14 protein-coding genes are annotated in these 12,640 nt (G+C 55.6%); 8 read left to right on the top strand and 6 right to left on the bottom strand.

What is annotated here, in order from left to right:
- The first annotated feature begins 18 nt into the window (after positions 1-18).
- The 3 genes from BB497_04615 (at position 19) to BB497_04605 (ending at position 4,398) form a co-directional block, all read left to right on the top strand.
- A complete protein-coding gene (locus tag BB497_04615; GenBank protein AVI62034.1) occupies positions 19-2,193 on the top strand; it encodes a malate synthase G in 2,175 nt (724 codons plus the stop codon).
- 126 nt (positions 2,194-2,319) lie between these two features.
- Entirely contained in the window at positions 2,320-2,736 is a 417-nt protein-coding gene (locus BB497_04610) for a phenylacetic acid degradation protein (GenBank protein AVI62033.1), read from the top strand.
- 144 nt (positions 2,737-2,880) lie between these two features.
- Positions 2,881-4,398, top strand: a complete 1,518-nt coding sequence (locus BB497_04605; protein AVI62032.1) for a chemotaxis protein — start codon at positions 2,881-2,883, stop codon at positions 4,396-4,398.
- Positions 4,399-4,424: 26 nt separating this feature from the next.
- On the opposite strand, the gene BB497_04600 is transcribed toward BB497_04605, so the two are convergent.
- Complete coding sequence (locus BB497_04600) at positions 4,425-4,805, bottom strand: hypothetical protein (protein AVI62031.1); 381 nt, start codon at positions 4,803-4,805, stop codon at positions 4,425-4,427.
- 143 nt (positions 4,806-4,948) lie between these two features.
- On the opposite strand from BB497_04600, the gene BB497_04595 reads away from it, so the two are divergent.
- The 3 genes from BB497_04595 to BB497_04585 are packed head-to-tail and all read left to right on the top strand — an operon-like array spanning position 4,949 to position 6,764.
- A complete protein-coding gene (locus BB497_04595) occupies positions 4,949-5,170 on the top strand; it encodes a thiamine biosynthesis protein ThiS (protein AVI62030.1) in 222 nt (73 codons plus the stop codon).
- Between the two features lie 37 nt (positions 5,171-5,207).
- The gene (locus BB497_04590; protein ID AVI62029.1) at positions 5,208-6,002 is read left to right on the top strand and encodes a thiazole synthase; all 795 of its coding nucleotides are present in this window, start codon (positions 5,208-5,210) and stop codon (positions 6,000-6,002) included.
- Between the two features lie 12 nt (positions 6,003-6,014).
- The gene (locus BB497_04585; protein AVI62028.1) at positions 6,015-6,764 is read left to right on the top strand and encodes a tRNA (guanosine(46)-N7)-methyltransferase TrmB; all 750 of its coding nucleotides are present in this window, start codon (positions 6,015-6,017) and stop codon (positions 6,762-6,764) included.
- Between the two features lie 40 nt (positions 6,765-6,804).
- Here BB497_04585 and BB497_04580 read toward each other — a convergent pair whose 3' ends face one another.
- Both BB497_04580 and BB497_04575 read right to left on the bottom strand, forming a co-directional pair.
- Positions 6,805-7,806, bottom strand: coding sequence for a hydroxyacid dehydrogenase (locus BB497_04580; GenBank protein ID AVI62027.1), 1,002 nt, complete (start codon positions 7,804-7,806; stop codon positions 6,805-6,807).
- A 341-nt stretch (positions 7,807-8,147) separates the two neighbouring features.
- Positions 8,148-9,062 (bottom strand): transporter, encoded by a 915-nt coding sequence (locus BB497_04575; GenBank protein AVI62026.1) that lies wholly within the window; start codon positions 9,060-9,062, stop codon positions 8,148-8,150.
- A 106-nt stretch (positions 9,063-9,168) separates the two neighbouring features.
- Here BB497_04575 and BB497_04570 point away from each other — a divergent pair, with 106 nt between their 5' ends.
- Together BB497_04570 and BB497_04565 are read left to right on the top strand one after the other, a co-directional pair.
- Complete coding sequence (locus tag BB497_04570) at positions 9,169-9,672, top strand: hypothetical protein (protein ID AVI64259.1); 504 nt, start codon at positions 9,169-9,171, stop codon at positions 9,670-9,672.
- A 5-nt stretch (positions 9,673-9,677) separates the two neighbouring features.
- A complete protein-coding gene (locus BB497_04565; protein AVI62025.1) occupies positions 9,678-10,283 on the top strand; it encodes an effector protein in 606 nt (201 codons plus the stop codon).
- Between the two features lie 14 nt (positions 10,284-10,297).
- Here the strand turns inward: BB497_04565 and BB497_04560 are convergent, their stop codons facing one another.
- The 3 genes from BB497_04560 to BB497_04550 form a co-directional block, all read right to left on the bottom strand.
- The gene (locus tag BB497_04560; GenBank protein ID AVI62024.1) at positions 10,298-11,374 is read right to left on the bottom strand and encodes a poly(3-hydroxybutyrate) depolymerase; all 1,077 of its coding nucleotides are present in this window, start codon (positions 11,372-11,374) and stop codon (positions 10,298-10,300) included.
- Positions 11,375-11,377: 3 nt separating this feature from the next.
- Positions 11,378-12,058, bottom strand: coding sequence for a hypothetical protein (locus tag BB497_04555; protein ID AVI64258.1), 681 nt, complete (start codon positions 12,056-12,058; stop codon positions 11,378-11,380).
- A 134-nt stretch (positions 12,059-12,192) separates the two neighbouring features.
- The gene (locus tag BB497_04550; protein AVI62023.1) at positions 12,193-12,636 is read right to left on the bottom strand and encodes a universal stress protein UspA; all 444 of its coding nucleotides are present in this window, start codon (positions 12,634-12,636) and stop codon (positions 12,193-12,195) included.
- Positions 12,637-12,640 lie beyond the last annotated feature (4 nt).

Below are 12,640 nucleotides of genomic sequence, written 5' to 3'. Positions count from 1 at the left end.
CTTCACAGGAGAGACCCCATGAGTGAGCGTATCACGCGTCACCGTTTACAGGTGGCAGCCGACTTAGACCGCTTCATCAACGAGCAGGCGCTGCCGGGGACTGGCGTCGACGAAAGCGCTTTTTGGGCCGGTGTCGATGCCTTGTTTCATGATTTGACCCCCAAAAACCGTCAACTACTCGAAAAGCGCGATGTGCTGCAAGAGAAGCTCGATACCTGGCACCGTGAAAACCCCGGTCCAGTCAGCGACATGCCTGCTTACCGCCGCTTTTTGAAAGAAGTCGGTTACCTCGTCGAGGCACCGAACAGCGTAAAAGCCACCACTGCCAATGTTGACCGTGAAGTCGCTGTTCAAGCAGGCCCACAGTTGGTAGTGCCGGTGAGCAACGCCCGTTATGCGCTAAATGCGGCTAACGCGCGCTGGGGCAGCCTTTACGATGCGCTGTACGGCACCGATGCAATTTCAGAAGAGAATGGCGCTGAGAAAGGCTCCAGCTTTAACCCCAAGCGCGGCGAAAAGGTGATTGCCTACGCCCGTGGCGTGCTGGACCGCGCAGCGCCGCTGGCCACTGGCTCGCACCGGGATGCGATTAAATACGTTATTCGCGACGAACACTTGGTGGTCACGCTGGAAGGCGGTCGCGAAACCGGTTTGAAAGATTCCGGCAAGCTGATCGGCTTTAACGGCGAAGCATCTGCCCCAGAAGCAATCCTGCTGGCCAACAACGGCCTGCACCTGGAAATCCAGATCGACGCCAGCCATCCGATCGGTAAAACCGACCCCGCCCACGTAAAAGACGTGGTGGTAGAAGCGGCGCTAACGGCCATTATGGACTGCGAAGACTCCATTGCCGCGGTCGATTCTGAAGATAAAGTGGGTGTATACCGTAACTGGCTCGGCCTGATGAAGGGCGACCTGGAACAAAGCATCGATAAAGGTGGCAAAACGTTTGTCCGTAAGCTGAACGATGACCGCACATGGAAAACCACCGATGGCGGAAGCGTCACGCTGCCCGGCCGTTCGCTGCTGTTTGTACGTAACGTGGGCCACCTGATGACCACGCCAGCGGTGCTGGACGAGAACGGCAACGAGCTACCGGAAGGCATTCTGGATGCTGTGGTCACCTCACTGATTGCCCTGCACGACCTGAAAAAAGACGCCGACCAAGCGCGTAACTCCCGCACAGGCTCGGTATATATCGTTAAGCCGAAGATGCACGGTCCGAAGGAAGTGGCCTTTGCCAATGAACTGTTCTCCCGTGTGGAAGACATTCTGGGCATGAGCCGTGACACCCTAAAAATGGGCATCATGGACGAAGAGCGCCGCACCACGGTCAACCTGAAAGCGTGTATTGCTGAAGCCACCTCCCGCGTTGTGTTCATCAACACCGGCTTCCTCGACCGCACCGGTGACGAAATGCACACCGCCATGGAAGCAGGCCCGATGGTTCGCAAGGGCGATATGAAAAGCGCCGCCTGGATCTCTGCGTACGAGAAAAACAACGTACAGATCGGCTTGGCCTGTGGCCTGCGCGGCCGCGCCCAAATCGGCAAAGGCATGTGGGCCATGCCGGACCTAATGCACAGCATGCTGGAGCAGAAAATTGGTCACCCGAAAGCCGGTGCCAACACCGCATGGGTGCCGTCGCCTACCGCTGCGGCGCTACACGCACTGCATTACCATCAGGTAAACGTCACTGATGTTCAGCGCGAATTAGAAGCCCAAGGTGAGCCAGACTACCTCGATGACCTGCTAACCGTACCGGTGGCGGAAAACCCCAGCTGGTCGGACGAAGAGATCCAGCAGGAGTTGGACAACAACTGCCAGGGCATTCTGGGTTATGTTGTTCGCTGGGTAGAGCACGGCGTAGGCTGCTCGAAAGTACCGGATATCCATAACGTCGGCTTGATGGAAGACCGCGCCACGCTGCGTATTTCCAGCCAGCACATTGCCAACTGGCTGCACCACGGCATTGTGGACGAAGCACGGGTGGAAGAGACACTGAAGCGTATGGCGAAAGTGGTCGATGAGCAGAACGCGGGCGACCCCACCTACACCGCCATGAGCGCTAATTTTGAAGGCTCTACTGCCTTTAAAGCGGCTTCAGACCTTGTCTTCAAAGGCCGTGAACAGCCTTCCGGCTACACCGAACCGCTACTGCACGCGTGGCGTCAGGTGCATAAAGCGAAGTAAACGCTGCGCACTGACTAGACAATAGTCGCTAAAAGCCCCTCACGGTCTCGCACCTTGAGGGGCTTTTGTTTAGCTTAATAACATGCTTACGTTAACGTTAACGAAATCAATCACAGGAAAATAACAATGACCGTCATGACCGCCGAACAAATCGAACACTTCCTTGATGATGTATTTCCTCAGCGCATGGGCAAGATAGAAAACGTAGGCGATATGTGCGCCACCATGCGCTTAACGATTGGCAATGAGCACCTTCGCCCTGGCCCCCGCGTTTCTGGCCCCACCATGATGGGCTTCGCCGATGTAGCGCTTTACGTAGCGATTCTGGCGCAAATTGGCCCGGAAGCCATGGCGGTCACCAGCGACTTAAACTGCCATTTCCTGCGGGCCGCTTCTGGTGATCACGACATCATCGCCCACGCCAAGCTGATCAAGCTGGGCCGTCGCCTTGCGGTGGGTGAAGTGCAGATTTTTTCCGCCAGTGACGAAACCAAGCCGGTCGTTCATGTCACTGCTAGCTATGCATTACCTGCCTACACGTAACGTTGGTGCTCCTGGCATCGTAATAAACGTTATTTCTTTATATTCTCTCCAGCTATATACATTTTCATTAAAGGCATTGACATCCAAGCCGATAATCGTGGTACCGATTGATTACGCCTTACCAGGCTGCAAGGAACACTCTTAATGACCAACGCTTCTTTTTCACACCATATTGCGCGTACCGATAGGCTCATGTGGTGGCCGTTAGGTTTTATAGCGCTCTTATGCTTGGTCGTAGGCGTTTTCACTCATACGCTGATGCTCGTTACCGTGGTCGGAGTGGTGACGCTTCCACTCACCTATCTTCTTCAACAAAAGCTCACTGGGCACATTGCCAATGGGTTCGTTAAAGCCGCGGTCATGATGGTTTGGGCTGCGACGCTCATCGAACAAAGCGGCGGGATGATCGAAGCTCATTTCAGTATTTTTATCCTACTATCGGTATTAATTCTCTACAGCGATTGGCGGGTGATCGCCGTTGGCGGGTTGGTCATCGCCCTCCACCATGCGCTGTTCACATGGCTGCAATATCAAGGTGTTGTGCAGCTGTATATCAGCATGGGCGACATGGACAGTATGGCCCACGGCGAAACGACTCACGGCCCGATAGACTTAATATACTGCTTGCTGATGCATGGCGGCGCCGTGGTCGCCCAGGTGATTATTTTGGGCTACCTGGCCAAAGTGCTGGAGAGAATGGTGAAGGAAAGCCTGCACGTCAGCCGCTTTGCCGTTGCCGCAGGCGGCGGCAAGTTAGATATGGTGTTTAGCGATACCGAACAGCAGTTACCCGGGGTAGCCGCTATTATCAATATGCGCGATCAGGTTGCTGAAAGTTTACGCAAGACACAAACCGCAGCAAGCCAAGTCACCGATTACAGCCAACACCTTTTTACGGCCCAGGAGCAGTTGCGTACGCAAACAGCGCGTAATAGCAGCCAAACGGAACGCATCTCCACTGGCACCGCTGAACTAGCGGCCACTACCCGCGAAACAGCGGAAGAGTCCCAGCACATTCGCGATCTGGCCAATCATGCTGAGCAAGTCGCTCGCCAAAACGGTGAGCAGGTCGAAGAAATGCGCGAGATGATGCGTTTAATTAATCAGCATGCGGGTAACATCCACGAAATGCTGAGCGAAATTGACAACATTACGTTTCAAACCAATCTGTTAGCACTCAACGCATCGGTTGAGGCGGCCAGGGCCGGCGAGCACGGGCGAGGCTTTGCTGTCGTCGCCAACGAGGTTCGCACGCTGTCTAAAAACACCCAGAGCACCGCTTCTCGAATACGTCAAACCATTGCGGTCACGACTGACCAAGTCTCTCAAGGCGTTGATCAGACCACCACGATCGCCAAAACCACTCAGTCGCTTATCCAAAGCTTTGAACAAGTGGCTATGCGTTTAACCAATATGGACAGCGCGTTACAACAACAGCATCAAGGCGTAGAAGAGCTAGAGCAAAGCGTTAACGAGATTTACAATGCCTTGGAGCTGTCACGCGAAGCAGTGGATAACTCGCACAGTATGGCTGAGCAGCTATCCGGCACCGCCGACACCCTAATGCTCGCTGTGAGCGGCTTTACACTGCCCGCATCCTCAAGCGCGCCAGCAGCGCAACAAGTGCTCATCGCATCACCCAAGCGCCAACAGGTTAGCTAACTGGCAGAGTCGACGGCGGAGGTTGACTAGGGGCGACTAAAAAGCGCCACCGCCCCAAGTGCCAGCCAACCTGACATTAACAACAACCCACCAACCGGGGTCACGAGACCCAGGCCTAGCCCTGCCAGGGCCATCAGGTAGAGCGAGCCTGAAAAAGCGATGATTCCCAGCGCCCAGAGCGTTAGCACAACCCGCTGCCCTGCCAGTGGGCAGCTGCTGCGCCAGACCAACACAGCCAACATCGCTAAGGTATGCCAAGCTTGGTAGCGCACGCCGGTTTCCACAATATCGACCATCGCCGCACCAGCGCTCGCCGCCAACCCATGGGCAGCGTAGGCACCTAACATCACCATCAGCGCACCGGAAAGCGCCACCAAACACCACCACAGACTATCTACTCGCTGCACGCTTTACTCCTCTTGATAAATCTTGATAACCACCGTTTACTGATTAAAACGCTCAGATATTAACGTCACCGCATACCTTGCACGCCGCTAAACCGCTACAATAGAGCGCGTTTTGCCTCACAAAAATGGGACGTTCACCGTTTATGTCTACCCTCAATGAGTCGATACAGCTTACGCTCAACGGCGAACCCTACGCCATTGCTCCTCGCCTAACCGCCGCAGACCTAGTGGAACAGTTGGGCCTTAGCGGACGCCGTATCGCCGTCGAAGTCAATGAACAGATTGTGCCCAAAAGCCAGCTGGCCGCCACCCTCTTAGCGGATGGCGACCAGGTCGAAGTCGTTCACGCTATTGGCGGCGGCTAGCGCTGCCTTCCGCTTGTGCTTTTTCCAAGGATTCGTCATGACGCAACTGACCGATACACCGTTTACCATCGCCGGACGCGACTTTAGCTCCCGCCTGCTCGTGGGCACCGGAAAGTACAAAGATTTTACTGAAACCGGTGCTGCCATTGCCCAAAGCGGGGCAGAAATTGTCACCTTCGCTGTACGCCGCACCAACCTTGGTCAGGACGCCGACGCTCCGAACCTGCTGGATGTGATTTCGCCTAAGCGCTACACCCTGCTGCCCAACACCGCGGGCTGCTACAACGCCAAAGATGCGGTGCGCACCTGCCGCCTGGCGCGGGAACTGCTGGATGGCCACAACCTGATCAAGCTGGAAGTACTCGGCGACGACCACACGCTTTACCCCAACGTGGTCGAAACCCTAAAAGCTGCCGAAACGCTGCTGGCCGATGGGTTTGATGTCATGGTCTACACCAGCGACGACCCTATCGTGGCACGGGAATTAGAAGCCATGGGGTGTTGCGCCATCATGCCGCTAGGTTCGCTGATTGGTTCGGGTCACGGCATTCAAAATCCCCACAACGTGCGCCTGATTGTTGAACAGAGCAGCGTGCCGGTTCTGGTAGATGCTGGCATTGGCACGGCATCTGATGCCGCCATGGCCATGGAGCTGGGCTGCGATGGCGTATTGCTCAACACCGCCATTGCCCATGCCCAAGACCCGCTGCGCATGGCCAACGCCATGAAACTTGCCGTAGAAGCAGGCCGCGATGCGTTTTTGGCAGGCCGCATGCCGCGCCGCCAAAGCGCCGACCCCTCTTCGCCTTTTGCAGGCCGGATTAACGGCTGAAATAGAGACACCATGACCGATACGAACGACACCACGCCCGAAAGCAGCACCACCGGCCCTGAAAGCGTTGATGCCCCGCTGCACCGCCGGGGCATTAAAAGCTATGTGATTCGCGCCGGGCGTATGACCCCCGCCCAAAGCCGTGGCCTGGAAGAAGTATGGCCCCGCTTAGGACTCACCATCGCCGATGGCCGCCAGGATTTAGACGCTCTGTTTGGCCGCCAAGCGCCCCGCGTGGTGGAAATTGGCTTTGGTATGGGCAATTCGCTGGTTGAGCAGGCCGAAAGCCATCCGGACACTGACTTCATTGGCATTGAGGTTCACGCCCCCGGCGTTGGCAAACTGCTTGATGAGGTGGATAAACGCGGCCTATCTAATCTGCGCGTTTACCGTGAAGATGCCCTCGCCGTGCTTGAACAGTGCTTGCCAGAGGGCTCGCTGACTACGCTGCAGCTGTTCTTTCCTGACCCGTGGCCCAAAAAGAAGCATCACAAACGTCGCATTGTGCAGCCTGCTTTCGTGGAGCTCATTCGTACGCGTCTCAAGCCAGGCGGCACTTTCCATATGGCCACCGACTGGGAAGCCTACGCCGAGTGGATGGCCGAGGTCATGGAAGCCGCCCCCGGCTACGCGAATACAGCCAGTGCAGAAACTGCCCCCTACGTCCCGCGCCCGACGTTCCGCCCGTTGACGAAGTTTGAAGCCCGCGGCGAAAAACTCGGCCACGGCGTATGGGATTTGATCTACCGCCGAGAAGACTAAAAAGCGACGCAGCCGTCGGGTAAAGCGGCTTAACTATCTCTCAAACGCGCTTGCTGTAAACGACCCGGTGCAACGTGCCGCTGCCACATTCAAAGGCATCTACATTGGCCAGGGTCGTTTCAGCAATATTGGTGAGCGCTTCGTCAGTGAAAAACGCCTGATGGCCGGTAATCAGTACATTGTGGAAAGTGGTTAAGCGCATAAACTGGTCATCCTCGATGATCCCATGGGATAAATCTTCGAAAAACAGCTGCTCCTCCTCTTCGTAGACATCCAGACCCAGGCGGCCGATATGGCCGCTTTTCAAACCAGCAATCACCGCCGAGGTGTCCACCACGCGGCCACGCCCCGTGTTGATCAGCATTACCCCCCGCTTCATTAACGCAATAGCATCGGCATCAATCAAGTGATCGGTATCCGGGGTTAACGGGCAGTGCAGCGAGATAATATCCGCCTGGGCGTAAAGTGACTCCAGCGGCACATACTCTACAAACGCCTTGGCCTGTGGGTTAGGTTGCGGGTCATAAGCCAAAATACGGCAACCAAAACCGTGCATGATGTCAGCAAAAATCAGCCCAATATGGCCGGTACCAATCACGCCCACGGTTTTGCCATGTAGGTCAAACCCCAGCAGGCCGTCCAGCGCAAAATTACCTTCCCGTACGCGGTTATAGGCACGAAAGGTCATACGGTTCAGGCTCAACACCAACGCCACAGCGTGTTCGGCCACCGCGTGGGGCGAATAAGCGGGCACCCGCGCCACGGTAATCCCAAGCCGTTCGGCAGCCGCTAAATCCACATGGTTAAAGCCCGCCGAACGCAGCGCCACTAAGCGCGTGCCACCCGCGTGAAGCTGCTCAAGTACAGCACTATCCACGTGGTCGTTAACAAAGACGCATACTCCGTCAAACCCCTTCGCTAACGGTGCGGTGTCATGGGTCAGCCGCGCATCAAAAAAGCTCAGCTCATGGCGGTTAGCGGCATTCGCCCGGGTTAAAAAGGTTTGATCGTAGGGTTTAGCGCTAAAGACGGCGATGCGCATGGCGGTTTCTCCTTACTCGTTATTGGCGCTCAGCAACTGATTAACGCTAAGCATGACGTGAGACATTATCTGCCCAAAAGTGACAAATAAGCGTAACGGTGATCCACAAAGAGGAGGGTAACTAGAAAAAGAGTAGCCAGAAAAAAGAAGCCGCTCCAAGGGGAGCGGCAAAAGACCGTGACTAGCAATGAGAGGGAGAAACCATGACAGAAAATGAGTTGATACTGCTTACCAAGTATCTGTCGAGGTTCGTGGCGTCTCATCAAACGCCGACAAACACAATATAATCATTCTCATTTAATCTGTCAACACAAATGCGAATAGTTTGTATTTATTTTTAGCTAGACCACCAATTTCAGCCAAAAGGGCAACGTCAGCATTGCCAACAGCGTTTGCCCGGTAATAATCGCCGCCATCATCTCCGCGTCGCCACCCAGCTGACGAGCCAGGATGTAAGCTGACGTCGCCGTCGGCAGTGCGGCAAATAAAAGTGCTACATCGCGGCTTACCGCATCCAGCCCCAGCGACCAGGACAGCAATAGAACAAACGCTGGCATTAACAGCAGCTTGACACTGTTGGTGGCCATGACGCCTCGGTCAAACCTCAGCAGCGCCGACGGACGCAGTGCTACGCCAACAGCCACTAGCCCTAACGGCAACGCCGCACGCCCTAGCAGCTCCACGGTGTCTTGACTCCAACCGGGCAAGCCTATCCCCGTCAGGTTTAATGCGATACCCGCTAGGCAGGCCAGTATTAGTGGGTTTTTCGCCAGCGCTATGGCGCTTTGACCCATACTTGCGCGCCCCAAGGTGCCTGCGGCGACAAAACTTGCAACACACATTACGTTAACCACCGGCACCATGATGGCTACCGCCACCGCTGCCGTCGTGGCGCCAAGGCTGCCATGTAGCGCCGCGGCACCGGCCACGCCCACGTAGGTATTGAAACGCACCGCCCCCTGAAACACTGACGTAAACGCCGCAGGCGATAACCCCAACCAAGCGCGAAAGTGCCACAAACCAAGGCCAAACAGCCCCATGGCACCTAATAGCACCAGCGCTAGCCGCCCCACGGGTACTTGGCTTACATCCGCGGTGGCAAGTGTGCTTACCAGCATGGCTGGGAACAGCACAAAATAGATTAAGCGCTCCATTTGTGGCCAAAAGGTAGCGTTGGGCCAGCGCCCATAACCAATCGCAGCCCCTAACAAAATCAATAAAAACAGCGGCCCTAACGCACCAGTGATACTCCCCATGGTCGTTCCTTAGTAAGTGCGACATCCCAGCACAGCGGACATCTGCGCGATTGCTGTTACCATGAGCCCATCTCCGCCTCACGGCCTGCGTAGCGACTATTCTGCCATGAAGAAATTGTCTAAACCTGTCTACTTTACGGGTTTTCCCGCACTTAAAGTGCTTATTCTTGTGACCGGCTTAGCCCTTGCCGCCTGCACATGGTACGTGTTTGCCAACTCGCTGCGGGACGATAGCGATGTCACCTGGTTTGCACCCAACGCAGGCTGTGATTTACACACCCACCCCTGCACTGCCATGCTCGGCGACAAAGGGCGAATCACGCTAACGGTTGATACCGATGGGCGTATTGAAGCGTTGGAGATTGTGCCGCTGGAAGTACACGTAGAAGGTATTGACGCCCAACATGTTAGCGTTGATTTTATCGGCCGAGATATGGATATGGGCCTACACCGCTTTGGCTTAACCGCGACCGCCGCTGATCATTTTTATGGCCAAGGTCAGGTAGGTATTTGTACGCAAGCCGTAATGCCCTGGCGTGCACGTGTCATACTGGATACCCCAGAAGGCAAATTGGGCAGTTGGTTCGACTTTGACGTGATTCGGAGTTAATAAGCATGGCAGCTAGAACAAAACGTAAATCTCTTTGGCTAGGCTTAGGGCTGTTAGTCGCCCTGGTGATAATCAGCCTTATCGGTCTCTACCAAACAACCCTGAATAACGATAGTGGTGAGCCAGCAGGCGGGGCCATCGAAATGCCTTCGACCCACGGCGATTTCTCTTTGGCGCAGCTTGATGAAGGGGATATTGCTATTGTCTCGTTTGGCTATACCTACTGCCCCGACGTATGCCCCATCAATCAAGCCGTTAAACGCCAGGCGCTTGCCCAGTTAGACGAAACACAGCGCGAGCGCGTACTGCCCCTATTAATTACCGTCGATCCAGAGCGTGATACGCTTTCGCGAATGGAAGAGTACATGCAGTTTTTCGGAGACGAATTTATTGGCTTAGTGGGAAGTGCCACACAGCTTGAAGATGTAGCGGCGCGCTACGGGGTCATCTGGCGCCGGGTAGAAGCACCTGATTCAGCGATGTCATACACCATTGATCACAGCGCATCGCTCTTCCTGGTAAACCGTGAGGGCGAGATTTTGCAGCGAGTACTCTACTCGCCCACGCCCCACGCCTTAATATCAGCATTGGAAAACGAACTGGATGGATGAGCGATGATGCCGCGTCACTCCTGGTGAGCTGACGCGCTCTCCTCCGTCACCTCACCTTCTAGCCTGTCCAGCATGGCCATTAATGCCCTAACTTGTGTGCCATCGCGGGTGTCGTGAAGCGGATTTATCTGCCAAGTACTTTCGGCAAAGCCCCACCAGTCCCAGCACCCTTGGGGGTTTGCCATGCTGCTTTTCGCCTGGGGGTATAACACCACCTGCCCGTTCTCTTCTGCCCAGCGGTTTAAGCCGCTGTGACGGATAAACGTATCGCCAATAGCATCAACGCTCATTTGGCAACCATGCAGTGCAACGGACACCGGGCAGCCGCCCGCCTCGCACGCCTCGGGTATAAACACATAGCCTGTATCCGCCAGCCCTTTTACCGCAAATTCCGACTGGTCAAACGCCACGAGTTCACCGCTACTTGGTGAAGAAGGGCGCTCGGGATAGAGCCACGACAACATCTCGCTGGCGACGTCTTCATTGCAGGCCAGTACATGGCTTCCACCACCCTGACGACAGCCACCCAACGCCTGAGGGTCGATGGCTGCTTCTTGGGGCAACCGCACCGGCCACCCATGACCGGTATGCTCGCTTTTAACCCAGCGAAGCTGCTCTTCCGGTGAGGCAAGCCAAGCTTCCCACTGTTCAGCTAGCAGGCTTCCAAGTTCAGGCGTGACCACACTGTCCTCGGCGCCATGCCAGATATAGGCGCGCAGCTGGCTGAGTGCCTCCTGGCTGCCCACCAGCTCTTGCGCGGCGTAACGCTCCCGTCGTGCATCCAAGTCATCCAGGGAAGGTAGGCCACGACGGGTTGTCATGCACTGGTTAAGCGCAAGGCTTAATGCCCCTTGGGCACAGCTCCATGGCCCAGCGGCCAGCACCCCAACACCGCTAAAACGCTCGGGCCATGCCACCGCCAGTTGCGTTGCCATATAGCCCCCGGACGATACACCCAGCACGCTGGCCTGGTCACTATCAGCACTTAATTCGGGCAGAGGGGCAGGAGTCTCAGCGTAGGCAGCGCTGCTGCCCAGCATAATAAGCGCGCCCATCAGGCAACGCACAGAAGCAGACGGGGCTGAGCGCATGGCTTACTCGACGCCTAGTAGTTCAACGCGGAACGTCAGCATTTCGTTCGGACCGATAGGGCCTTGGCCGCCTTCACCGTAAGCAAGTTCGGCAGGAATATACAGCATCCAGCTATCGCCAACGCTCATCAGTTGGAGCGCTTCCTGCCACCCTTCGATAACTTGGTTGACCTGGAAGCTCACCGATTGACCACGCTCAAAAGAGCTATCAAATACGGTGCCATCCAGCAGCATACCTTCGTAATTCACTTCAACAGTGTCTTCAGCGCCCGGCGTTGCGCCGTCACCCGACTCCAGCACTTCGTACTGCAAGCCTGAGTCCGTTACTTCCACCTCATCACGCTCGGCGTTTTCAGCCAGGAAAGCTTCACCCTCTTCCAGATTCAGCTGGGCGATTTCAGCGGCTTCCTGTTCACGAGCCTGCATCGACTGCGCCTGGAATGCCACCAGCGCTTCCATCATCTCTTCTTCATTCAGCGCTAAGTCATTGCCCTCAAATACATCACGCATGCCGTCAGTGAAGGCATCGAGGTCAAGATCTTCGATATCGGCTTGCATGCTTTCGCCTAAGGTGACCCCTAAGCTGTAAGCAAGACGCTGTTCGTCCGTTTCAGGTGACGCCGCGGCGAAAGGTGCCACCAGTAACAAACCCGTTAATGCGGTTGAAGAGAGCAGTACTTTCATGAAAAAAACCTTATTCAGGGGCGCGGTACGCCAAAAATTGAGTGCCTTAAAGACTAACACCCGCCGCCCCAGGCTGCATTACCTGAAACGGCGGGTGATGCTCAGACCACATAAGTGAGTAGAGGTTTAATGCATCACACCACCAATGTAGGACAGTGCGCTGCACCCGCCACACGCTGAGAGACGCTGCCCAGCAGGAGGTTCTTCTCGCCATTGGTACCCTGAGCGCCAATCACAATAAGATCGCACTCTCGCTTACGGGCAAAACGCACAATCGTGCGCGACGGGCGCCCGCCCTTAACAAAGGCCCTGACCCTAGTGCTGTCGGTGCCTAGTTCAATCGCGTAAGACTTAGCGTGTACGGCGATTTCAGTCGCGTACTCCTTAAGCGCATCATCGGGGATGTCGAGCTTGTTAGGCCGCACCATAGAAAGCGACGCTTCCAGCAGACTGTGGTGTTTAAATACACACAGCAGGTAAAGCTCAGCGCCGGTCAGCATATGCAGTCCGATAGCTTTTTCAAGTGCCTTAATCGCCCCTTTTGAGCCATCCACCGGCACTAAAATGCGGTTAAACATGTGC

Source organism: Halomonas sp. GFAJ-1, from assembly GCA_002966495.1.
Taxonomy (GTDB): Bacteria; Pseudomonadota; Gammaproteobacteria; order Pseudomonadales; family Halomonadaceae; genus Vreelandella.
The sequence above is the reverse complement of the archived record's forward strand: the minus strand, read 5'-3'. Positions and strand labels throughout refer to the sequence as shown.